This window comes from Alistipes sp. CHKCI003, assembly GCF_900021155.1.
GTDB lineage: Bacteria > Bacteroidota > Bacteroidia > Bacteroidales > Rikenellaceae > Alistipes > Alistipes excrementavium.
Window position 1 is genome coordinate 1 of the sequence record NZ_FCNT01000056.1, and the last position, 23,250, is coordinate 23,250.

A 23,250-nucleotide genomic window follows, 5' to 3' on the forward strand; every position below is an offset into this window, starting at 1 on the left:
GCCGGGAAAAGGGCCGGACGAGAGGTGCGCGATCCGAACGGACGGCGGCCCTCGATCGTATTTCGGCAGTCCGGAGGAAACGCAGCGGGAGCGGCGGTCGATTGCGAGGGGCGTCGGGACGGGAGCTGGGCAGGCCGGCGCCGGACGGATTTTGCTCCGGCTTGCGGACTGCGGCCGAAGCGGAGGATGCGGCAGACCGTTCCGGTCTGCGCAGTCCCGCCGAAAGCTGCTGTAAGAGAGCGTATATCCGGTAAACCGGGTTTGCTGCCCGGCGAAGGGCCGGGACGGAGGCTTTGTTGCGGCGCGGACAAGGCGTCGAAGACGGCAGGGAGTGCTCTGCGACACGGGGCGGTGAACGGCGAGGGGCCGCAGGAGTGCGGTCGCGGAAATGAAAACCATTGTTAGAAACGATATTGCTATGAAAATAAAACAGATAACCGATGTAATCGAGCGGTTCGCACCGCTCGCCCTGCAAGAGTCGTACGACAATGCGGGGCTTGTCGTGGGGCGGCCGGATTCGGAGGTGAGCCGCGCTCTGCTGGCGGTCGACGTAACCGAAGCCGTGCTCGACGAGGCCGAGCGGGAAGGCTGCGGACTTGTCATCACACACCATCCGATCGTGTTCCATCCCCTCAAACGGTTCAACTCGGCGGACTGCGTGCAGCGATGCGTGGAACGAGCCATCCGCTCCGGCATCGCGCTTTATGCCTGCCATACCAACCTCGACAGCACTCCGCACGGCATGAGCTGGCGTCTGGCGTCGCTCGTGGGCGTCGGGGAGCTCCGCGTGCTGGAGCCGTCGCCTTCGGGAGTGCCCGACGCGGGGTTCGGCGTAGTCGGCGAACTGTGCGAAGCGATGCCGGCCGAGGCGTTTCTGCGCCGTGTCATGGAGCGGACGGGGGCCCGGGTCGTGCGCCACAGCGCTCTGGGGGATCGGCCCGTGAGGCGGGTGGCCGTCTGCACGGGGGCCGGTGCGTCGCTCATCGGCGCGGCACGCTGCGCGGGCGCGGACCTTTACGTTACGTCCGACCTCAAGTACAACGACTTCATGACCCCCGACGGAGCATTCGTCGTGGCCGACATCGGACATTTCGAAAGCGAATATTGCGCAATCGAACTTTTATTTGACGTTTTGTCGAAAAATTTACGTACCTTTGCGGTTCGCAGGAGCGAAGCCTCCCGCAATCCGGTACACTATATGGTTTAAGTCTAAACATTCAAGACAATATATGGCGACACAGAAAAAGACAGCCGAAGTTGACTATTCGATGCAAGAGAAGATTCTGGCGCTCTACGATCTGCAGAAGATCGACAGCAAAATCGACGAGATCAACAAGGTAAAAGGTGAACTGCCGCTTGAGGTGCAGGACCTCGAAGACGAACTGACCGGTTTGAAGACCCGTATCGACAACATCAATGCCGAGATCGAGGAGCTCAACACCCTCACCAAACAGCGCAAGCGTGAAGTCGATCAGGCGAAGATCATGATTGCGAACTATAAGGAGCAGCAGAACAACGTCCGCAACAACCGCGAGTTCGATGCCATCAACAAGGAGATCGAGTATCAGGAGCTGGAGATCGAACTGGCCGAGAAACGTCTTAAGGAGTATGCCGCGGCGGTCAAGGGCAAGAAAGCCCAATACGAGGAGGCCGACAGCGCGATGAAGGAGCGTGCGATCGACTTGTCCGCCAAGAAAGCCGAACTCGAAGGCATCGAAGCGGAGACCGCGCCTCAGGTCGAGGAGTATACCGCTCAGGCCGAACGCGCCAAATCGAAAATCGACGACCGTCTGCTGGCGGCCTACGATCGCATCCGCCGCAACGTGCGCAACGGACTGGCCGTCGTTACGGTGAAACGCGATGCTTGCGGTGGGTGTTTCAACCGCATCCCGCCCCAGCGTCAGGTGGATATTCGTCAGGGCAAGAAGGTGATTATCTGCGAATACTGCGGACGCATCCTCGTGGCCGATCCCGATTCGGCCGAGGAGTAGCATTCCCATAGCCACGATGCCCCGAAGACCGCTTCAAAACGGTCTTCGGGGCGTTTTTGTCGTATGAGCCGGCCGTCGGTCCGCCGGACGGATCGTTTCGGAGAGGGGCTTGCGACAGGGCCGGAACGGAAGTACCGCCGGGCGCGGCGGATCGTGTCCGCCTGCATGGTCTGTCGTCCGTAGCGGTCCTGCCGACCTGTTTTCCGCACGATTCGCCTGCAGCTCTTTCGTTTTGCGCTTCCGGCTCTCAGTTGCCTGCGGCAGCGCCGCGACATGTGCAGTCCGTCGCCTGCGGCGGAGCGGCGGACTGCCTGCCGCCGTTTTGTGCCATGAAAGCGTGCGGATTCATCTCCGTGGACGGCCCATGTCCGCTGCCGCCTGTGCCGTGTGTGGCTTGCGGCTTGACGGGATCGTGATGCCGGCCGCCGTCCCGTGCCGGGGACGGATTTCGGTTTGTCGATGACCGGATGCGAGGTCCGGTCGCACACCCTTTTCGGAAGAGTCATCCGGAGGGGGCTCCGGCCCCTCGTTCCGCACGGGTTCCCGCAGTCGGAAAAGGCAAAATTACCCCTTTCTTCACGCTGATAATTGCGATTTTATTGTTATATTTGCGAAATCATATATTCGGAGTCTTAATTCACGATAGATGAAGATAGCAATTGCTCAGTTAAACTACACGGTCGGCGACATCGACGGCAATACCTCGAAGATCATCGGTGCCGTCCAGAAAGCCAAGGCGCGACATGCCGACCTCGTGATTTTCGCAGAACAGGCCGTCAGCGGTACCCCCGCATTCGACCTGCTGCGCAAAACGACCTTCCTCGAACTGTGCGAAGACGCCCTTGTGGAAATCGCCTCCTGCTGCGACGGCATCGCTGCCATCGTCGGCCTCCCGCTCCTCACATCCGACGGTACGGTCAGCGCCGCGGCGCTGATCGAGGACCGGAAGGTGCTCCGTTACGTCGGAAAGAAATACATCACCGCCCGCCGCGAGATGGGTTTTCTCGTACCGTCGAAAGGCTATGAATACGCCACGATCAAGGGCCATAAGTGCGCGATCGTCGTGGGCGACGACCTGAGCCGCGTGCACGACTGCGACCGGTCGGTGGAGACCATCGTTTCGATCAATGCCCGCCGCTACGGCCGGGGGATGATGACCTACCGCTACGAAATGATGCGCCGCATCGCGTTCGTCGAGGGCAAGAACCTCGTGCTGGTGAACCATGTGGGCGGTTCGACCGAGATCGTTTACGACGGCACGTCGGGCGCCTTCGACCGCAGAGGCGATTTGTGTCTGATGATGAAGAATTTCGAAGAGGATTTTCAGATTTTCGATACCGAAGCCGCCGTGCAGGCGGTTCCCATTCCGACCGCCGGCGACCGGACGCGCCTCGTCTACGAGGCGGCCGTGTGCGGTCTGCGCGATTTCTACCTCAAGAACGACTACCGCAAGGCCTCCATCGGTCTTTCGGGCGGCATCGACTCGGCGGTAGTCGCCTGTCTCGCGGTGGCTGCGCTGGGGCGCGAAAACGTCCGTGCCCTGCTCATGCCGTCGCACTTTTCGCCGGACCGTTCGGTCGAGGACGCCAAGACGCTGGCCGAAAATCTCGGAATCGAATTCAACGTCATCCCCATCAACGAAATCTATACGAGCGTAACCGATACGCTCAAACCCGTGATCGGCGGCACGGATTTCGATGCCACGGAGGAGAACATCCAGACACGTATCCGGACCATCCTGCTCATGGCTCTGCAGAACAAGACGGGCTACGTGCTGCTCAACTCGTCGAACAAAAGCGAGAATGCGCTCGGCCTCTGCACGCTTTACGGCGACACGGCCGGGGCGTTCAGCCCGACGGGCGATCTCTACAAAACCGAAATGTACGATCTGGCGCGCTACATCAACCGCACCCGCGGCAATGTGATCCCGGACAGCATTCTCGACAAGGAGCCTTCGTCGGAACTGCATCCGGACCAGAAGGACAGCGACATCCTGCCGCCCTACGAGGTGGTGGACGCCATCCTGTTCCGGATGATCGAGGAGGGACAGCACCGCGAGGAGATCGTCAACGCCGGTTTCGATTCGGAGGTCGTGGAGAAGATCCATGCGATGATTATGCGCAACGAGAAGAAACGCTATCAGTTTCCGCCCGTGCTGCGCCTCTCGACCTGCGCCTTCGGACACGAGCGGCTGATGCCCCTCACGAATAAATACGGCGATTAGAGAAGTGTGGCGAAACTCGTCGAACATAGCGGGGTCGTGGTGCGGACGGCGGCCGACCGCGTATACGTGAGGATCGCCGCTGCGGGTGCCTGCGGTACGTGTCGTGCACGCGAGGCATGCGGGATGGGCGAAGCCCGGGAAAAGATCGTCGAAGTGCAGACGCCGGATGCGGCCCGTTATGCTGCCGGAGACGAGGTGGCGGTCGGCGTGCGGCGCGGCATCGGAGCCCGAGCGGTGATGCTGGCTTACGTGGGGGCTCTGGCCGTGCTGGCGCTTCTGTTGGTCCTTACGCTGCGCGTGCTGGGTTGGAGCGAGGGGCTCGGCGCCCTTGTTTCGCTGTTCGGAGTGGGGCTTTACTACTTCGCGCTGTGGCTCTTCAGACATCGGATCGAACACACGATACATTTTACAATAACGAGACGATAATGGAAGTATTGCTATTTACGGTTCTGACGCTCTGCGCGTTGGGTATCCTTTCGGCAGTCGTGCTCTACTTCGTGGCCCGGAAATTCAAGGTCGACGAAGACCCGCGCATCGACGAGGTGGAGAAGATGCTGCCCGGCGCCAACTGCGGCGGCTGCGGTTTCGCCGGCTGCCGCGGCATGGCCGACGCACTGGTGAAGCGGGACGACATTTCGGCCCTCTACTGTCCTGTGGGAGGTGCGGCCTGCATGCGTGCGGTCGCCGACTATCTGGGCAAGGCCGCTCCCGAGAAGGAAGCGCAGGTGGCGACGGTGCGGTGCGGCGGCAGTTGCACCAAGCGGCCCCGTACGAACGTATACGACGGAGCACGCTCGTGCGCCGTGGCGGCAACGCTCTATGTCGGCCAGACGGGTTGTTCGTTCGGGTGTCTGGGCTACGGAGACTGCGTGGAGGTCTGCGCGTTCGGCGCCATCCGCATCGACCCAGCGACCGGACTTCCCGCGGTCGATCCGGATCGCTGTACGGCCTGCGGGGCCTGCGTGAAGGCTTGTCCGAAGAAAATCATCGAATTGCGAAAAAAATGGCCCAAGAACAGGGCGGTGTATGTCGCGTGCGTTTCGCACGACAAGGGCGCCGTGGTGATGAAGGCTTGCAAAGCGGGTTGCATCGGCTGCGGCAAATGTGTGAAAGTCTGCCCGTTCGGGGCCATCACCCTCGAAAACAACCTCGCTTATATCGACCCTCAGAAGTGCAAGCTTTGCCGCAAATGCGTGAACGAATGTCCCACGGGAGCGATCGTGCTCGAAAACATGGAGCCGCTGTCGCGGGAACCGAAACCCGCCTCTGCGGGCCGATCGGCGGCTTCCTCTGCGGTTCCCGCACCTCCAGCGGCATCTGCAGAATCCGGATCGCCGGCTGCTTTTGCCGCACGTGCGACCGAAACTTCGGCGCCTGCCTCCGCGCCGGGCGTCTTTGGACCTGCGGCACGTCCCTCCGCACCGGCCGCCTCCCCGCTTCCCCCGGAACCGGCCGAATCTGCGGCAGCCCCGGCTTCCGGCGCGGTATCTGCGTCGGGAGCACATGGGGCGAATGTCGATCGTCCGGCCGCCGTTGCCGATGAGACGGTCGTCTCTTCCGCTTCCGTCCCGGATGCGAAATCGTAAACCTTAAATCAGGAAAAAAGCTATGAAGACATTCCCGAAAGGCGGCATCCATCCGTCGGATTGCAAGCTGAGCCGCGGCCGTGCCATCGAGGCGCTGCCGCTTCCCGAGGTGGTTACGATCCCGCTTGCACAGCACATCGGCGCACCGGCCAAGGCCAAGGTCGCCAAAGGCGACAAGGTGCTGGCAGGCCAGCTCATCGCCGAAGCTGCGGGTTTCATGTCGGCCGACATACACGCCTCCGTTTCAGGTACCGTTACGGCCGTGGACATGGCCGTCAACGGGCAGGGATTGCGTCAGGCGGCGATCACGATCCGCCGCGAGGGCGACGAGTGGGCCGCGGGCATCGACCTCGCGGATACGGTCGTGAAAGAGTGTACGCTCGCGCCGCAGGAGATCGTCGCTAAGATCAAGGCGGCGGGTGTCGTCGGCATGGGGGGCGCCACGTTCCCCACGCATGTGAAACTCGCGGTGCCTCCGAGCCGAAAGGCCGAGCGGCTCGTCGTCAACGGCGTCGAATGCGAACCCTATCTCACGTCGGATCACCGCGTGATGCTCGAACGGAGCGAGGAGCTGCTCGTGGGCGTTACGATCCTGATGCGGGCCCTCGGAGTGCGGAATGCTTCGATCGGCATCGAAAACAACAAACCCGACGCCATCGCCCGTCTCGCGCGTTTGGCCGCGGAATACGACGGGGTGGAGGTCGTGCCGCTGAAGGTGAAGTACCCGCAGGGGGGCGAGAAACAGCTCATCGCAGCCCTGACGGGCCGTGAGGTGCCCCCTCCGCCGGCGCTTCCGATCGACGTGGGGGTTGTCGTGTGCAACGCTTCGACCGCGGTGGCGGTGTACGAGGCCGTGCAGAAGAACAAACCGCTCGTCGAACGTGTCGTAACGATCACCGGCAAAGGTCTGAAAGAACCTAAGAATCTGCTTGTACGCTTGGGGACGCCCGTATCGGCGTTGATCGAGGCCGCCGGCGGCCTGCCCGATGGCGACTGCAAGATCGTGAACGGCGGTCCGATGATGGGGCGTGCGATGTCCAATCCCGAGGCTCCCGTAACGAAGGGGTGTTCGGGCATCACGATCCTCGGCGGTGCGGATGCCGAACGCCGCACTTCGTCGAATTGCATCAAGTGCGCCCGGTGCGTGGCGGCCTGCCCGATGGGGCTCGAACCCTACCTGTTGTCGAAGATGGCGCAGAAGCGGGGGTGGGAGGCGCTCGAAGCGGGCGACATCGCCTCGTGCATCGAGTGCGGCTGCTGCTCGGCGTCGTGTCCGGCCTATCTGCCGCTGCTCGACTGGATCCGTCTGGGCAAGCAGACCGTGATGGGCATTCTCCGTGCCCGTGCGGCGGCCAACACTCCCAAAAAGTAAACGTAAACCGACTTATGATATGGCAAACAAACTGATTGTCGCTCCCGCGCCCCATGTGCAGTCGTCGCAGTCCACGCAGTCGATCATGCGCGACGTGCTGGCGGCGCTGCTGCCTGCACTGGCGGTCTCGACATGGGTGTTCGGCTGGAGCGTGCTGCTGCTCACCCTGCTGTCGGTGGCGTGCTGCGTGCTCTTCGAGTTCCTGATCCAGCGGTTTCTGGTCAAAGGTCCCTGTACCGTGGGCAATCTTTCGGCGGCCGTAACGGGCGTTCTGCTGGCTTTCAACCTGCCCGTCTCGATTCCGTGGTGGATCGTCGCGGTCGGGGCGTTCGTTGCGATCGCCGTAGCGAAGATGACCTTCGGCGGTCTGGGCAAGAATCCCTTCAATCCCGCGCTCGTGGGCCGCGTCTTTCTTCTGGTGGCCTATCCCGTGCAGATGACCTCGTTCGCTACGGATGCCTTCACGGGCGCCACGCCGCTGGCGGCGATGAAATACAGTCCCCTGTTCGCAGGCGCGAATCTTCCGGACCTCTTCATCGGCAACGTCGCGGGTTCGATGGGCGAGGTGGCGGCCGCGGCGCTTCTGCTGGGTTTCCTCTACCTCCTCTGGCGCCGGGTCATCACGTGGCATATTCCGGTCGTGATCTTCGTTTCGATGGCCCTTTTCGCCTTCTTCGCAGCGCTCGGACGCGGTTGGACGGGGGCGGCACTGTGGGAATTCCCGCTCTTTCACCTGCTGGCGGGCGGAGCGATGCTCGGCGCGATCTTCATGGCGACGGACTATTCGACTTCGCCGATGACGGTTCGCGGAGGGGTGATCTATGCCGCGGGCATCGGTGCGCTCACGATGTGCATCCGCCTTTGGGGGGCCTATCCCGAGGGCATGTCCTTTGCGATCCTCATCATGAACGCCGCGGTTCCTCTGATTAACAAATATGTCAAACCCCGCCGCTTCGGCGTAAGACAAAGGAGGGCGCAAGGATGAAAAGTACGCTTTTTAATATGGTGGCGGTGCTCTTTACGATCACGCTCATCACCTCGGCCGGCGTCGGTGTCGTGAACCGGATCACCGAGGAGCCGATCGCCCGTGCGAAAGCCGCCGCAGTGGTCGAGGCGCTCAACAAGGTGCTGCCGCCCTTCGAGACGACCGTAACCGATTCGCTGACGATCGACGGCCTGCCTATCACGGTCTATACGGCGACGGATGCGGCGGGCGACGTCGCGGGTTATGCCGTGCAGACGGCGACCAAGAACGGCTTCAGCGGCATGATCCGCATGATGGTCGGTTTTGCGCCCGACGGCGAGGTCGTGAATATCGACGTGTTGGAGCAGAACGAAACGCCGGGCCTCGGCACCAAGATGGCCGACGAGGACAATCCGCTGCTCGGAAGCATACGGGGCAAGCGGCTCGAAACGATGCGGCTCGTCGACGGTCGGCTCGCCGTGGTCAAGGACGGCGGCGACGTGGATGCGCTGACGGCGGCGACGATCTCGTCGCGGGCCTATTGCGATGCGGTCAACCGTGCGTGGATGGCCTACCGGAGCGTAGCGACCGGAACGGTACCCACGGACGTGGCTTCGGGTGCAACGGACGCCGCTTCGGGCGCCACGGCTGCGTCCGGCGAAAATGCGGATCATGCGGACGAAGCATCGGGCGCTGCGAACCGGACGCCGGACAGCGTGGCGGACCGCAGAGGCCGTGTCGGCGACCGTACGGATATCCGGGACCGGGAGGCGGGGAGCCGTATCGTGAACAGAAACGCTCGTGAGGCGGACGGCTTCGCGGCGGACAAGGAGCCCGGGGCTCGGAAAGGAGACGGTAATGAGTAAATTTCAATTGATTCTGAGCGGCATCGTCCGCAACAATCCGACATTCGTGCTGGTGCTGGGCATGTGCCCGACGCTCGGTACGACCACTTCGGCCGTGAACGGCATGGGCATGGGGCTGGCGACGATGGCCGTGCTGATCCTGTCGAACATCGTGATTTCGCTCATCAAGAACCTGATTCCCGACAAGGTGCGCATTCCGGCCTTCATCGTCGTGATCGCTTCGTTCGTTACGATCATCCAGATGCTCATGCAGGCTTTCGTGCCGGTGCTCTATGCCGCGCTGGGCGTCTTCATTCCGCTGATCGTGGTCAACTGCATCATCCTCGGCCGTGCCGAGGCGTTCGCGTCGAAGCACGGAGCCTTCGACGCGGCGCTCGACGGATTGGGCATCGGCCTCGGATTCACGCTCTCGCTGACGGTGATCGGTGCTGTGCGCGAGGTGCTCGGCAGCGGCGCCATCTTCGGTTATCCGCTGCACCTGACCTATCTGGATGCCGCGGGCAACGAACTGAGCTACATGCCGCTGACGTTCGTACTGGCCCCGGGCGCCTTCATCGTGCTGGGGTATCTGATGGTGCTTTTCAACAAATTAGCCAAGAAATAGATATGGAGCTTTCGTATTTCGCGATCATCATAGGCGCCATCTTCGTCAACAATGTCGTGCTGGCGCAGTTCCTCGGCATCTGTCCCTTCCTCGGCGTCTCGTCGAAGGTCGAAACGTCGCTCGGCATGGGAGCCGCCGTAACGTTCGTCATGGCCATCGCCTCGGTGGTGGCGTGGCTGATCCAGACGTATGTGCTCGTGCCGCTGCACATCGAATACATGCAGACGATCGTTTTCATCCTCGTCATCGCGGCGCTCGTGCAGATGGTGGAGATCATCCTCAAGAAAGTTTCTCCTTCGCTCTACCAAGCGCTCGGCATCTTTCTGCCGCTCATCACGACCAACTGTGCCGTGCTGGGCGTAGCGATTCTCATGATTCAGAAGGAGTTCGATCTGTTGCAGAGCGTAACCTATTCGGTGGCTACGGCCCTCGGGTTCGGGCTGGCGCTGGTGTTGTTCGCCGGTATCCGCGAACGGCTCGAATTCGAGGATGTGCCGGAGGCGTTCCGCGGTGTGCCGGTCGCGCTCATCACGGCGGGTATCCTCGCCATGGCTTTCATGGGCTTCTCCGGGCTCGTTTAGCGGGGGATCGGAGGAACCGGTTGCGCGGCCGGTTTCGTTTTTGCGATTTCGCCCTGCCGGAAAATTGTTTCGACAGGGCGTTCGCGTCATCGGAGAGTTGTGGAGAAGGGGCGTCTCTTTTTTGGGACACGGACGACGGATCGGGGGCGCTGCGCCGGATATTCGGAGGCGGAAGTTCGGGAGGCCGGCGTGCCGGGAGAGGACCATCCCTCCATCCTTCAATCCGTTCTGTCGTCCTTTCATCCTGCCGTTATGCCGATACGGCGGCCGGGTGGCAAAGGGGCGTCCCGATGCGTGCGGTGCGTCGTCGGATCGGGGAGTGCCGGCGTGCCCTTTCCGGCGATGCCACGGTGCGCACGAGGCTGCGACGACGGACGAAACAGCGGATCGGAGCGAATAAATTTGTGCGGAACATGCGTTTCTTGCGCGCAATTCGTTATTTTTGCACCAATAACCAAAACCGAACCGAATATGATGAAGAATGTCATTCGACTCCACGACAAGACGTTTCGGGTGATGATTCCCGCTGCGCAGATCGACAGTGCCGTGGCGGCCGTCGCGGAGCGGATCAATGCCGATTACAGGGACAAACAGCTGCCGCTTTTCATCGGAGTGCTCAACGGTTCGTTCATGTTCATGAGCGACCTGATGAAAAAGATCGAGTTCGACTGCGAACTTTCGTTCGTGAAGCTGGCCTCGTACTGCGGTACGTGCACGACAGGCGACGTGCGCAGCCTGATCGGTCTGAATAACAGCATCGAAGGCCGTCATGTAATCATCGTCGAGGATATCGTCGACACGGGCGAGAGCATCGAGCATATGGTCCGCGACCTCGAATCGCGCAAGCCTGCGAGCATCTCCGTCTGTACGCTCTTCTTCAAACCGGCCTCCTATTCGAAGACGGTGCCGGTGGAGTACCGTGCGATGGAGATCGGCAACGAATTCATCGTCGGCTACGGTCTCGACTACGATCAGCTGGGCCGCAACCTGAAGGACGTGTATGTGGTAACGGACTAACCGTCGGACACCGATGCGCATCGACATTCATAGCGAACTGCTCGACGGAGGACGGCTGCTGCCTCTGGTCGAAGATTTCTACACCATACAGGGCGAGGGGTTCCACGCCGGCAAACCGGCCTACTTCATCCGTCTCGGCGGCTGCGACGTAGGGTGCAGCTGGTGCGATGCAAAATATACGTGGAATCCGAAACTCTATCCGCCAGTCCGGATCGAAACGATCGTGGAGCGGGTGGCCTCCTGCGCGGCGCAGGCCGTCGTCATCACCGGCGGCGAACCGCTGCTCTACCCGCTGGGAGCGCTCACGGAGGCTCTGCATGCGAACGGGTTGCGGATTTTTCTCGAAACATCGGGTTCGCACCCCTTCAGCGGGTCGTTCGATTGGGTGTGTCTCTCGCCCAAACGCCGCCGGCCGCCCCTTGCGGAGGTCTGTGCGCGGGCGCACGAACTGAAGGTGATCGTGGAGAGCGAAGCGGACTTCGAATGGGCCGAGCAGCATGCCGCCCGAACCGCGCCGGAGTGCCTGCTCTACCTCCAGCCCGAGTGGAGCGTCGCGGAGCGGATGATGCCGCTCATCGTGGAGTACGCCAAGGCTGCGCCCCGCTGGAACGTCTCGATCCAGACGCACAAGTACATGCACATTCCTTAGCACGTTCCGGCATGGCATTCAGGATAGGCAGGCGTTTCTGGATCGTAACGACGGCGATCATTCTCGTATTCACGGTGTTGCTCGTGGGGCGCAATCTGCTGCACACGGTCCGTATCCGCCGTCAGATCGCCGTGCTGGAGCGTGAGAAAGCGCTCTACGAGGAGCGTATCGCACGGGACAGCGCCCTTCTCGAACGGCTCCGTTACGACGATTACCTCGAAGAGTATGCCCGCGAACGCTACCGCATGCAGCGGCGCGGCGAACATGTCTATCTGTTGGAGTAACGGCCGTCGGAAACCTCCCGCTCTCGCTTCCTCACGAAGGCCGTTCAATCTATGTATTTGATGTGTAGCAGGTAGCGATCGTTCGAACTGCCCGGTTCGTCGTATGCCTGCATGATTTTCACGACGCCCCATGCACCTGCGCGCGCGGATGTGTCGCCGGCTGCGACGCTGTCGGCGCCGAGAGGCGCTTCGCGCCCGATGAGGATGATGTCGTCAGCGGTCAGATCGTCCACATAATCGGTGCGGACCGAGGCGTCGTAGACGGCGCGCAGCGAACGGTCGGTCGCAGCGGCGAAATCGAAGCGGTTGACCTTGGCGAAGCGTATGTCGGTGCGGGTGCGCCATTGCCGGGGCAGCGCGTCCTCGGGTGCCTCGGGGTCGGCATAAAGATAGAAGTCCACCTCCCCGGGAGCTGCCGTGGCGGTGCGGACCGGCTGACGGGTCGTGAGCGAGAAGCCGTCGGGATTGCCGGAAGCGGGCGCATAGAGGGTGATGCCGCTCAATTCGCGGAGCGGCGCGGCACTCCCGCGAACGAGAAACGCAATGTGCCGTTCGCGGCTCTGTCCGGCGGGATCGGTGGCTCGGAACGTCAGCTCCACGTCGAGCGAATCGCGCGCAGTGGCGGGAACGGACCAGTAGAGGCGGTGCGTGTAGCGCTCCGTTCGGGGACGGTCGGAGAAGAGGGGGAGCGGTCCGTTCTCCTTGTCGTAGGTGCGGACGCTCACCGTGTCGATCCGGCTGTCGAGACTGCGGGCCTCGATGTCGAAGTAGACGATCTCTCCGGCGGCGGCCGACGTGTCCGACGCCGTTACGAAGAGCAGCAGTTCCGTGGCGTCTTTTTCGGAGGTGCAGGCGCCCGAGAAAACGCAGAGCGCGAGAATCGGAAGTAGGTGTTTCATGTGTTTGCGGATGATGGACGGAGAGAGGATTTCCGCCGTATCCCGCTTCCGGGATACGGCGGAAACCGTTTATTTGAAGGAGTAGGCCTTGACCACGGCCTTGTCCGTGATTTCGGCTCCGAGGAAGAGCCGGTTTTTGTGGCGGATCTGTTTCACGACGACGAAGTAGTCGGCGTCGGGAAACTCTTCGAGCAGTTTGACGGCCGCGCGCCGGAGTTTTCCCCGCAGCTGCGGATGCGTTCCGTCGCCGCCGACCCGGGCGATGAGCTGTTCGCGTCCGTCGTAGGGCGTTCCGTTGAGCGCGTCGGTTACGCGGATGAATCCGAGGTAGGTGCGGAAATCGACGCTGATTTCGGTCTGTCCGATGTAGTTCAGGTCACTCATCTGCAGATCGAGTTTGGTCGAGGCGGGTGCGTAGGTGCGCGTGCGGGTTACGCTGCATGCCGCGCAGCAGAGGGCCAGCAGCCCGCACAACAGGAATTTGGGAGTTCTCATGAGTGGCGCGGGTTTTATTTGAAGTAATAGGTCAGCGTGAGGCGGAACTGACTGCCGATTTCGCCCTTGCGGGCCTTGAGTTTGTCGTACTGTTCGTCTCCGGGATCGAGGTTCGGAAAGCTGGTGATGTCGGTCGAATAGAGCGTCTGCGTGCCGTCCTCGTCGGTCATCTCGGATTTGTATTTCAGTCCGGTGTCGAAACGCGACGAAATGCCGTATTCGACGCCTATGGCCAGCGGCAGATTGGCGATGTAGGCTTGCAGACCGATGAATGCGCCCAGACCGATGACGAATGAGTTTTTCGAGGTCTTCTGTTTCCAGTCGTCTCCCTCCTCGATGTTGCGAGTGCTGTCCCATCCGATAGGCAGTTCGGCCCCGACATATACGTCGAGCAGATTCCGTTTCGAGAAGTGATAGGCGATACCCGGATAGAACAGCGCCGACGAATTGGCGAACTTGCTGTCGCCGAAGACCGGCGCCGCGTTCTCTTCGAAGGAGTGCAGGTCGCCCTTGATACGCTCGGAGGTCTTGTAGAGTTCGATGCCGAGGCGTGTTTCGAACTGGTCGGAAACCATGTATTTGAGGTTGATGAGCGGCAGACAGTTGATCTTGACGTCGCTGTCGAAGAGATCTTTGAACATGTTGCTCGTGGCGCCGACATAGAGGCCGAAATCGCCGGCTTGGGCGCGGTTGCCCGTGCGGATGACTTTGGCGGAGGGTTTGCCCGTGGTCAGCTGTGCGAACGAATCGACGGTGCCGAGACCGAGCAGTGCGAGCAGAAGCAGTGTAAATCTTGTTTTCATGGATTGAGCGTGTTTGGGTTGCCTGTCCCGTGGGCGTTTTGTTTGAAACGGGTGATTCGGGGTGCGCGGAACGCGGGACATGGACGTCGCCGGCCGGGAGCGTGCGCTGCTCGGCGCATGCGTGCGGACCGGCAGGGGTCCGTTCCGGTTTCCCCCGTGCCGGCAGCTGCGTCGTGCCGGCACTCGGTGCATTTCGGTGGACGGTAAGGGGTCAGTGTTTCATAGGCAGCGCTTTGTTTTTCGGGTTCGACTTCGCGGAGCGGGACGGTTTCGTCTGGCCGGAGGCAATCCGGGCTTCGTCCGGAAATCGCCGGGGTGGGTAGAGAGGCGAAGAGAAGTCGGGGTTCCGACGATCCGGATGCCGGGCCGCACTCGTCCGGACTATGCCGGGCGGGAAACGGAAGAAAACGATTCGACGTTTTTCGACGCCGGGCGGCTCCCGAACGGAGGGGCCGGAATTCCCTTCGACGCGATAAGCGTCCCGATTCCGGGGGCAAAATTAGGGAATTCCCCCCCCCACCAAATTTTTGGTCGAAAAAGTGCGGATGAAGCTGAAAATAGGAAGAATAGATGAAAAAATGCGGTAAAAAGCACATCGAAAACCGCTCCGGAATCGCATGTTGCGGAGCGGATTATCCGTTCGGACCGTCCGGATCTTTTCGTGATATTGTGTCGGTGCCGGAGCTTCGGCCTACGTGTCGAACGTCCGGGAAGCGTCTCGCCGTATCCCAATGCGCTGTGCTGCCCGCGTGTCGTCCGGCCGTTTGCCGATTCGCCGTGGGGTGCCTTTTGCTGCCGTTCTTGCGCGCCGAACGTCCGGGAAGCGTCCCTCCGTATCCCCATGCGCTGTGCTGTCCGCATGTCGTCCGGCGGTTTGCCGATTCGCCGTGGGGTGCCTTTTGCTGCCGTTCTTGTGCGCCGAACGTCCGGGAAGCGTCCCTCCGTATCCCATGCGCTGTGCTGTCCGCATGTCGTCCGGCCGTTTGCCGATTCGCCGTGGGGTGCCTTTTGCTGTCGTTCTTGCGCGCCGAACGTCCGGGAAGCGTCCCTCCGTATCCCCATGCGCTGTGCTGCCCGCATGTCGTTTGCGGGATGTTCCTCCCTACGCTGCCCCGTCTTTCGGGTCAGTGCTGGGGGCCGTTCTTTCGCGGACGGCGGTGAATCAGAAATGTTCGAAGCCCTCGAAACGGAGGCGCTGCCGCTCGCCGCGAAGCAGCCAGACGGGGCCGGACTGCCCCTCTTGCGAAGGGGTGATGCGCCCCACGGGGTAGAGCGGCGTGCCGAAATGTGCGAGGAAGTCGGCGCAGAGAGTTTCGGCGCCGTGCGGCGCCGCCGTGAGCAGCAGTTTGTAGTCTTCGCCGCCGCAGAGCGCTGTGCGCAGGTCGGCCCCGTCGTCCGTCGGTATCCGTTCGAGGTCGATCTCTGCGCCCGTGTGCGACTGTTCCATGATGCGGCATATGTCCGAGGCGAGTCCGTCGGAGAGGTCCATCATCGCGTGGACTTCCGGCCGTGTGCCGAGCCATGCCCCTTCGGCCGTCTGCGGCACGGGGTTGCGGTGGATTGCGGCGAGAGGCGTGTCGAGACGGCCGGCGAGCAGGTCGCGCAGGCCGGCGGCCGAAGCACCCAGCCGGCCGGCCGTGAGGATCACGTCGCCTGCGCAGGCGGCGCTGCGGCGCTTGATGTGTGCGTCGGCCGCACGTCCGATGGCCGTAACGCTGACGGTGATGCCCGAGGCCGAAGCCGTGGTGTCGCCGCCGACGAGGGCCGTGCCCCAGCGGGCCGAAGCGTCGCAATATCCCGCGGCGAATTCCTCGGCCCAAGGGCCCGTAGCGTCCGGGGGCAGCGAGAGCGAAAGGAGCGTGGCGACGGGCGTCGCACCCATCGAGGCGACGTCGCTGAGGTTGACGGCGAGGGCTTTGCCGCCCAGTTCGCGGGCGGTGGTCGCATGTCTGAGGAAATGAACCCCTTCGCACAGCAGGTCGGTCGTGAATACGAGCGATTCGCCGCCGCCGACGGGCAGTACGGCGCAGTCGTCTCCGATTCCTTCGAAGTCGCCCGGGGGCTGAAGGCCGCAGAGCCGGCGGATGTGTTCGATCAGTCCGAATTCGGTCATGTTCTCTTTTCCGGCTTTGCGGCCGGTGCATAACGGTTGAACGGTTTGGACGGGGCGGTTCTCCGAAACGTCCCGCGCCGGAGCGGTATTTGCTCCGGTCCGGTTTCGTCCGGTCGGCGGATTGCGGCCCGCCGTGCGGCCGAACGGGGAGGGCCGTGTCCCGACGGCCGCCCAATGCCGCTTCGCTCGGGACCGTGCTCCTTCCCTTTTCCGAAGGGGTGCGGGCGGACCCCGCGCATCGGGTGAAAGGAACCCGTCCTCGGGATCGTTTTATCGGCCGGCGCGGGCAAATATATCGAAAATATGTGGAATTATCACTATATTTGCGCGGCAAATCCCGACGGCCGCGAGCCGTTGCAACGTTCACGTTATGAAGAAAATTTTGATTCTCAACGGCCCGAACCTCAATTTGCAGGGGCGGCGCGATCCCGAGATCTACGGCCGCGAGCCGTTCGGCTCGCTTATGGAGCGGCTGCGTGCGTCCCGTCCCGATGCGGAGTTCGGCTATTTCCAGTCCAATGCGGAGGGCGAACTGATCGACGCACTGCACGGGGCCGAAGGGGTCTGGGACGGGGTGGTGCTGAACGCCGGGGGCTACACCCACACCTCCGTGGCGCTGCGCGATGCCGTGGAGGCGGTCGCGGTGCCCGTCGTGGAGGTCCACATCTCGTCGATCCTCGCCCGCGAGGAGTTCCGCCGCGTGTCGCTGCTGGCCCCCGTGTGCGCGGGGTCGATCATGGGTTTCGGACTTCTGTCTTACGAATTGGGCGTCGAAGCGCTCCTCAGAATGGATCAGGTTAATTAGGACAAGATATGTACAGAATGAAAAAAACGAAGATCGTGGCCACGATGTCCGACTTCCGCTGCACGGAGGAGTTCGTGCGGCAGCTTTTCGACGCGGGGATGGACGTCGTGCGCATCAATACGGCTCATGTAACGGAAGAGGGTGCCGCACGGATCGTCGAGACGGTTCATAAGGTCAACGACGCGATCCCCATCATGATCGACACGAAAGGACCCGAAATCCGCGTAACGACCATCGCCGACGAATACGGCAACGGCATCCGCTTCGCGGCCGGCGACCGGATCGCCGTGCGCGGTTCGAAGGGCGAAGACCTCACCACGCGCAAGGTGGTCTATATGAATGTCGAGACCATCGTGGAGGACATTCCCGTGGGTGCGCGCATGCTTATCGCCGACGGGGAAATGGAGATCCGCGTGGTGGAGAAGAGCGAGACGGAGCTCGTTTGCGAGTTCACGACGGGGGGCCTCATGCGCTCGCGCAAGAGCGTGAACGTCCCGGGCGTGTCGATCGGCTTACCCTCCGTAACCGAGAAGGACCGCCGTTTCATCGAGTGGGCCGTGGCGCACGACGTGGATTTCATCGCCCATTCTTTCGTGCGCAACGCCCGCGACATTCAGGCCGTGCAGGATATTCTCGATGCCCACGGCAGCCCCATCAAGATCATCTCGAAGATCGAGAATCAGGAGGGGCTGGACAACATCGACGAGATCATCGAAAAGTCCTACGGCATCATGGTCGCGCGCGGAGACCTCGGCGTGGAGCTTCCGGCCGAAGCCATCCCCAATGCCCAGCGCCGCATCGTCGAGAAGTGCATAGCGGCCAAACGCCCCGTCATCATCGCCACGCAGATGCTCTATTCGATGGTCCACTCGCCGCGTCCCACACGTGCCGAGGTGAGCGACGTGGCCAGCGCGATCTACGAACGTGTGGATGCCGTGATGCTCAGCGACGAGACCGCCATGGGCGATTACCCGAAGGAAGCGGTCGAGACCATGGCGCGCATCGCCCGCGAGATCGAACGCGACGAGACCCATTTCGCGCCGATGATCGACATGAACATGGTCTCCGTGAACCACGAGATCACGGCGCAGCTGGCCCGTTCGGCCGTCCGGGCCTGCACCAATCTGCCGGTGAAATACGTCGTGCTCGATACCAAGACGGGTCGCACGGGCCGTTACCTCGCGGCTTTCCGCGGTCGCAAGACGGTGATGGCCGTCTGCTACCGGCTCCATGCCCAGCGCATTCTCGCACTCTCCTACGGCGTGGTCCCCATCCTGCGCCGTCAGGAATTGACGGATAAATATCATTTCCTCGTAGATGCGCTCGAATTCATCGACCAGTACCGCAAACTCGAACCCGCCGACCTGCTGGCCATCGTGGGCGGCAGCTTCGGACCCGACGGAGGCGCTTCCTACGTGGAGCTTTCGACGGTCGAAAACATCCGCAAGCGCATGCGGGAGATCGAAAACGCGACATGTAACTGACGCATCGTATGAGGGCGCAGCCGGATCGGGGCGGGCCTGAAAACCCGCTGAAGGGACCGAAAGGGGAGCTCAAGAGCCGGATCGCGCGCGGAGTAGCGTGGGGCATTGCCGAAAAGGCGGGGTCGGCGCTTCTGCAAATGGGTGTCAGCCTCGTCGTGCTGCGTCATCTGGTGCCCGACGAAACCGGCGCGTGGGGCATCCTCACGGCCGTGGTGGCCGTGGCGTTGATCCTCGTGGACAGCGGTTTTTCGCAGGCGCTGATCCGCAAGCCCGATCCTACGGCGGCGGATTACAAGTCGGTCTTCGTGCTCAACTTCGCCGTCGCTGTCGTGCTCTATGTATTGCTGGCCGCGGCCGCACCGCTCGTGGCGCGGTTCTATGCCATGCCGCTGGTGGCGAACGTGGGGCCCGTGCTGTTTCTGCTGCTGCCCGTCAGTGCGCTGTGCACCATCCAGAATACGATCTTCGCCCGGCAGATGCGTTTTGCGCTGATGTCCAAGGTCGTCTTCGCCGCTTCGGCGGCCGGCGGCGCCGCAGCCGTGGGGCTGGCCGTGTCGGGCTTCGGCTTGTGGAGCTTCGTCGGCCAGCGCATAACGGCCATGGCCGTGCGCACGGGACTGCTGTGGTGGCTGAGCGACTGGCGCCCGCGCGGGCGTTTCGACCGTAGCGCACTCCGGCGGATGGCCCCTTTCAGCCTGAGCCTGATGACGACCGATCTGATCTCGGCCGTCTACACCAAGATTCCCCAATTCTTCATCGGGCGGCTCTATCCCGCCTCTGTGCTGGGCTTTTTCGATCAGGCCGTGAAGATCAAGGATTTGCCGCTCACCTCGGCGATGCAGTCGGTGCAGGGTGTAACCTATCCCGCACTGTCGAAGATCGGCGGCGACGCGATCCGGTTCGCCGAGGGGTATCGCCAGCTGGCGATGATAACGGCGTTCGCCCTTTTCCCGGCGATGGCGGGGCTGATCGCCGTCGCCGACGAACTGTTTCCGGTTTTGATCGGCGAACAATGGCTGCCGACGGTCCCCTATTTCAAGGCGGTGTGCCTCACCGGATTCTTCTATCCGATCGCTATTCTGGCCTACAATGTGCTGAAAGTCGAAAGCGACGGACGGATCATCGTGCGGCTCGAAGCGGTCAAGAAGACGGTGATGACGGCGATCTTCGCCCTTACGATTTTCCACAGCGTAACGGCGGTCGTGTGGGGGCTCGTGGCGATGTCGGCGATCGAGATGGGGCTCAATGTCGGGGCGGCCCGGAGGTTTACGACGCTCACCGTGGGGAGGCTTCTGCTGACCCTGCTCCCGATCGTGCTCCTCACGGCGGCGATGTATGCTGCCGTCTGGTGGGTCGGCCGGCTGATCGAGGCGCCTTTGCTGCGTCTTTTCGCCGAAATGGCCGCCGGAGTAGCGGTCTATGTCGGTCTGGCCGCATCATTTCGCATGGAAGCTTTCCGCGAGGTATCCCGCATGATCCGCCGAGAGTTTCTGAGAAAAGAGCAGGGGGAGTGCTGACCGATTCCGGTATTTAGGGACGATGCGGACCGGAAATGCAGCGAAAGCCTGCCGTTTCCTCCTCCCGCCGCTCGGCGGGGCGCCGCCTGCGGGAGGGGGCGGAGCCGTGCGGGCGGCAGCCTCCGGCGGACAGTCCGTCCTTTTCGCGGGCGTGCTTCGCTGACGGCGTGTTCGCCTTCGTTCCCCGAAGAGAGTTGCGAAAACGATCTTTTTCCTGTGCTTCGGGAGGCCGGAAGCTATCCGCCCGGTGTTTTCGGCACGGACGATGAGGGCTCCGATCTCTCTCGGCCGCCCAGAAGAACCATCTGGGGGCCGTGCCGGCAACTCGTTCTCAGTGCGGGATGCTGCCCTGTCCGCCGTACGGGCCGACCGATCGGGTCTGCGGGCGGTCGCGGCAACGGGGCCGGATCCTGCGCGCTTTGTGCGGATCGCCGGGCCGCCCGCGGGTCGAACGATACGGGCTCTTCGCGCCGCTCCTTCCTCGCGTTTCCCACCCGCCTTCGCTCCGTCCCCACGCCACGCTTTTCACCGTGCACGATCTTTTGCCTCCGCACTGCGGATGATACATCTCTTTTCCCTCTTTCGGCGCCTCTCCGGCATGGCCTCGGCCATGCCTTCCGTTCGCCGCTTGCGGCGGACCGCACGCCGCTTCGCGGCCCGGGCCGCTCCTTCGACGACGCCGAAACGCAAAGCCCCCGACCGCGGCAAGGCGGGACAAAGCGGTCTATATCATTGTGCCGTATTTTGTCGCTCTCGCTCTCGGCTGTCTTAACTTTCCGCCGTTCCGCCCTGTCATTCCGTACAAAAGGGAAGGGGTTGTCCGACAAGTCTTTTCAACCCTCTGGGAATTGTCCGTTCGGGAAAACCGCCGAATGGCGGGACGAATAAAAAAGGGCTGTCCAACAAGTCTTGGACAGCCCCTTCTCCTTTCGTAGACAGTCGTGCGCCTTATGCGTAGACGCGGGGTGTGATGACGCCGCGCAGCACGACCAGCGCATTCAGATTCAGCGACTCCAGCTCGTTTTCGCCCGGGTAGATATAGATCGGGGCGATGAACGAAGCGTGTGCGCGGATCACCTCGTTCACCGGCTCGTTGTAAGCAACGCCGCCCGTGAGGACGATGCCGTCGACCTTGCCTTTCAGGACGGTGGCCATGGCGCCGATCTCCTTGGCGATATTGTACCCCAGTGCTTCGATCATGGCGCGGCACTTTTCGTCGCCTCGGTCGGCGTTGATGCACAGCTGTTGTACGGAGTTCAGGCCGAGGTGAGCCACCATGCCGCCTTTGCCGGCCAGTTTCTTCATCACCTCCTTCTTGGTGTATTTGCCCGAAAAGCAGATCTCCACCAACCCTTCGGCAGGCAGGGTGCCGGCACGCTCGGGCGCCAGCGGCCCGTCGCCGTTGAGCGCGTTGTTCGTGTCGATCACCCGGCCGCGGCAGTGGGCGCTGACCGAGATGCCGCCGCCCATGTGCGCGACGATGAGGTTCGAATCCTCATAACGGAGCCCCGTTTTTTCGCAGTGCAGACGCGCCGTGGCTTTCTGGTTGAGGGCATGGAAGATCGAGCGGCGGGGACATTCCGGCAGACCGCTGATGCGGGCCACGTCCTCCATTTCGTCCACCACGACGGGATCGGCGATGTAGGCCTTGACACCCGCCATGCGTGCGATTTCGTCGGCGATCAGACCGCCGAGGTTCGAAGCGTGCTCCATCTGAGCGTGGATGAGGTCGTGGCGCATGGCGTCGTTCACTTCGTAAACGCCTGCGGGGATGGGCTTGATCAGTCCGCCGCGGCCGATGACGGCCGACAGCTCGCGGATGTCGAATCCCTGTTCGGCGAGCGCTTTGAGGATGATCTCGCGGCGCCACGGCAGCTGGTCGGTGATGTTGGCGTAGGCTGCGATCTCCTCGGCCGTATGACGCAGCGTGAGGTCGAGCAACGGACGTTCGTCTTCGAAAAGTGCTACCTTCGTGGAGGTGGAACCCGGATTTATGGCTAAGATCTTGAAGCTCATAAAGTCATTGCAGAAGTTTAGGAGGTTGGTGTCTATTTCGCTGCGAGGCAGGCCAGTGCGATCGAGTAAAGTTTGGTTTTGCTGGTGTCGCCGCGCGAAGTGAGCACGCACGGAACCTTCGTGCCCATCACCATCGCCGCGATCTCGCCGTTGCAGAGGTGCGTAGCCGACTTGAAGAAGACGTTGCCCGATTCGAGATTGGGGAAGAGCAGACAGTCGGGGTCTCCGGCAACGCTCGAACCCTTCACCTTCTTGTGCTCGGCCACCTCCTTGTAGAGCGCCACGTCGATCGACAGCGGACCGTCTACGACGACGTTCCCGAGCTGTCCGCGGTCGCCCATCTTCGCCAGTATGGCTCCTTCGGTCGAGGAGATCACATTCGGCAACACCTGCTCCGACGGGGCGATGCAGGCGATCTTCGGGGTCGGAATGCCCAGCAGGCTGGCCGTCTTGGCGAGATAGCCGATCTGGATGGTCTTTTGCTTGAAGTCGGGCTGCGGAATCACCGCCACGTCCGAAATGGTGAGCAGTTTGTGATAGCAGGGCATTTCGATCACCGAGACGTGGCTCAGCACGCCTTTCGGGGGGAAGAGACCCGCATCCTTGTTGAGGATGCCGCGCATGTACTTGTCGGTCGAAACCAGCCCCTTCATCAGTACGTCTGCGTTGCCTGCGACGACGGCGGCCACGGCCAACTGCACGCACTTCACGTCGCTCTTCTCCTCGACGATGTTGAATGCCTTGATGTCGATATCGTTCTCGGCGCATACCTGCTCGATCACGGCGCGTTCGCCGTAGAGCGTGGGCTCCACGAGCCCCTCTTTGTATGCCTCATAAACGGCTTCGAGCGTGTGCGAATCCTGACCGTATGCGACGGCCAGACGTTTCTTGCCTTTTTTTCTCGCTTCTGTTACGATGTCTGTGAGATGCTGAATCATAATTCTTTTATTGTGTATTTATTGTGGTATTGTCGGATCTTT

The 23,250-nt window shown here is 62.0% G+C and carries 22 protein-coding genes; 16 read left to right on the forward strand and 6 right to left on the reverse strand.

Annotation, left to right across the window (positions count from 1 at the left end; genetic code table 11):
- The first annotated feature begins 418 nt into the window (after window positions 1-418).
- From BN3659_RS07280 to BN3659_RS07340, 13 genes are all read left to right on the forward strand, one after another.
- Window positions 419-1,207 (forward strand): Nif3-like dinuclear metal center hexameric protein, encoded by a 789-nt coding sequence (locus BN3659_RS07280; protein ID WP_091535736.1) that lies wholly within the window; start codon window positions 419-421, stop codon window positions 1,205-1,207.
- Window positions 1,208-1,229: 22 nt separating this feature from the next.
- Window positions 1,230-1,991 carry a zinc ribbon domain-containing protein gene (locus BN3659_RS07285; RefSeq protein WP_091535737.1) on the forward strand — a complete coding sequence of 254 codons (762 nt, stop codon included), beginning with the start codon at window positions 1,230-1,232 and terminating at the stop codon, window positions 1,989-1,991.
- Window positions 1,992-2,637: 646 nt separating this feature from the next.
- Window positions 2,638-4,215 carry an NAD+ synthase gene (locus BN3659_RS07290; protein WP_091535739.1) on the forward strand — a complete coding sequence of 526 codons (1,578 nt, stop codon included), beginning with the start codon at window positions 2,638-2,640 and terminating at the stop codon, window positions 4,213-4,215.
- A 6-nt stretch (window positions 4,216-4,221) separates the two neighbouring features.
- Window positions 4,222-4,641, forward strand: a complete 420-nt coding sequence (locus BN3659_RS07295) for a SoxR reducing system RseC family protein (RefSeq protein ID WP_091535740.1) — start codon at window positions 4,222-4,224, stop codon at window positions 4,639-4,641.
- Entirely contained in the window at window positions 4,641-5,801 is a 1,161-nt protein-coding gene (locus BN3659_RS07300) for an RnfABCDGE type electron transport complex subunit B (protein ID WP_091535742.1), read from the forward strand. The genes BN3659_RS07295 and BN3659_RS07300 overlap by 1 nt, the downstream gene beginning before the upstream one ends.
- Before the next feature lie 22 nt (window positions 5,802-5,823).
- Window positions 5,824-7,173 carry an electron transport complex subunit RsxC gene (gene rsxC / locus BN3659_RS07305; RefSeq protein ID WP_091535744.1) on the forward strand — a complete coding sequence of 450 codons (1,350 nt, stop codon included), beginning with the start codon at window positions 5,824-5,826 and terminating at the stop codon, window positions 7,171-7,173.
- Between the two features lie 19 nt (window positions 7,174-7,192).
- Window positions 7,193-8,158, forward strand: coding sequence for an RnfABCDGE type electron transport complex subunit D (locus tag BN3659_RS07310; RefSeq protein ID WP_091535746.1), 966 nt, complete (start codon window positions 7,193-7,195; stop codon window positions 8,156-8,158).
- Entirely contained in the window at window positions 8,155-9,003 is an 849-nt protein-coding gene (locus BN3659_RS07315) for an RnfABCDGE type electron transport complex subunit G (RefSeq protein ID WP_224757806.1), read from the forward strand. Before BN3659_RS07310 ends, BN3659_RS07315 begins: the two co-directional genes overlap by 4 nt.
- Window positions 8,996-9,607 carry an RnfABCDGE type electron transport complex subunit E gene (locus BN3659_RS07320; protein WP_091535750.1) on the forward strand — a complete coding sequence of 204 codons (612 nt, stop codon included), beginning with the start codon at window positions 8,996-8,998 and terminating at the stop codon, window positions 9,605-9,607. The genes BN3659_RS07315 and BN3659_RS07320 overlap by 8 nt, the downstream gene beginning before the upstream one ends.
- A 2-nt stretch (window positions 9,608-9,609) precedes the next feature.
- A complete protein-coding gene (rsxA, locus tag BN3659_RS07325; protein ID WP_091535753.1) occupies window positions 9,610-10,188 on the forward strand; it encodes an electron transport complex subunit RsxA in 579 nt (192 codons plus the stop codon).
- 474 nt (window positions 10,189-10,662) lie between these two features.
- Window positions 10,663-11,205 (forward strand): hypoxanthine phosphoribosyltransferase, encoded by a 543-nt coding sequence (gene hpt / locus BN3659_RS07330; RefSeq protein ID WP_091535754.1) that lies wholly within the window; start codon window positions 10,663-10,665, stop codon window positions 11,203-11,205.
- Between the two features lie 13 nt (window positions 11,206-11,218).
- Entirely contained in the window at window positions 11,219-11,854 is a 636-nt protein-coding gene (locus tag BN3659_RS07335; RefSeq protein WP_091535757.1) for a 7-carboxy-7-deazaguanine synthase QueE, read from the forward strand.
- A gap of 11 nt (window positions 11,855-11,865) precedes the next feature.
- Window positions 11,866-12,138, forward strand: a complete 273-nt coding sequence (locus tag BN3659_RS07340) for an FtsB family cell division protein (RefSeq protein WP_091535759.1) — start codon at window positions 11,866-11,868, stop codon at window positions 12,136-12,138.
- Window positions 12,139-12,182: 44 nt separating this feature from the next.
- On the opposite strand, the gene BN3659_RS07345 is transcribed toward BN3659_RS07340, so the two are convergent.
- From BN3659_RS07345 to thiL, 4 genes are all read right to left on the reverse strand, one after another.
- Complete coding sequence (locus BN3659_RS07345) at window positions 12,183-13,037, reverse strand: hypothetical protein (protein ID WP_091535761.1); 855 nt, start codon at window positions 13,035-13,037, stop codon at window positions 12,183-12,185.
- A 69-nt stretch (window positions 13,038-13,106) separates the two neighbouring features.
- Complete coding sequence (locus BN3659_RS07350) at window positions 13,107-13,532, reverse strand: hypothetical protein (RefSeq protein ID WP_091535764.1); 426 nt, start codon at window positions 13,530-13,532, stop codon at window positions 13,107-13,109.
- 14 nt (window positions 13,533-13,546) lie between these two features.
- The gene (locus BN3659_RS07355; protein ID WP_091535765.1) at window positions 13,547-14,335 is read right to left on the reverse strand and encodes a hypothetical protein; all 789 of its coding nucleotides are present in this window, start codon (window positions 14,333-14,335) and stop codon (window positions 13,547-13,549) included.
- A 1,162-nt stretch (window positions 14,336-15,497) separates the two neighbouring features.
- Window positions 15,498-16,448 (reverse strand): thiamine-phosphate kinase, encoded by a 951-nt coding sequence (gene thiL / locus BN3659_RS07360; protein WP_091535768.1) that lies wholly within the window; start codon window positions 16,446-16,448, stop codon window positions 15,498-15,500.
- A 370-nt stretch (window positions 16,449-16,818) separates the two neighbouring features.
- Between thiL and aroQ the strand changes: the two genes are divergently transcribed.
- Genes aroQ through BN3659_RS07375 form a run of 3 tightly spaced genes read left to right on the forward strand, consistent with a single transcriptional unit; the run spans window position 16,819 to window position 20,254 of the window.
- Window positions 16,819-17,253, forward strand: a complete 435-nt coding sequence (gene aroQ, locus BN3659_RS07365) for a type II 3-dehydroquinate dehydratase (protein ID WP_091535770.1) — start codon at window positions 16,819-16,821, stop codon at window positions 17,251-17,253.
- 8 nt (window positions 17,254-17,261) lie between these two features.
- Entirely contained in the window at window positions 17,262-18,737 is a 1,476-nt protein-coding gene (pyk, locus tag BN3659_RS07370) for a pyruvate kinase (RefSeq protein ID WP_091535772.1), read from the forward strand.
- Window positions 18,738-18,745: 8 nt separating this feature from the next.
- Window positions 18,746-20,254 (forward strand): lipopolysaccharide biosynthesis protein, encoded by a 1,509-nt coding sequence (locus BN3659_RS07375; protein ID WP_091535775.1) that lies wholly within the window; start codon window positions 18,746-18,748, stop codon window positions 20,252-20,254.
- Between the two features lie 948 nt (window positions 20,255-21,202).
- On the opposite strand, the gene buk is transcribed toward BN3659_RS07375, so the two are convergent.
- Both buk and BN3659_RS07390 read right to left on the reverse strand, forming a co-directional pair.
- Window positions 21,203-22,270, reverse strand: coding sequence for a butyrate kinase (gene buk, locus BN3659_RS07385; RefSeq protein ID WP_091535780.1), 1,068 nt, complete (start codon window positions 22,268-22,270; stop codon window positions 21,203-21,205).
- A gap of 32 nt (window positions 22,271-22,302) precedes the next feature.
- Window positions 22,303-23,208, reverse strand: coding sequence for a phosphate acyltransferase (locus BN3659_RS07390; protein WP_091535784.1), 906 nt, complete (start codon window positions 23,206-23,208; stop codon window positions 22,303-22,305).
- Window positions 23,209-23,250: the final 42 nt, after the last annotated feature.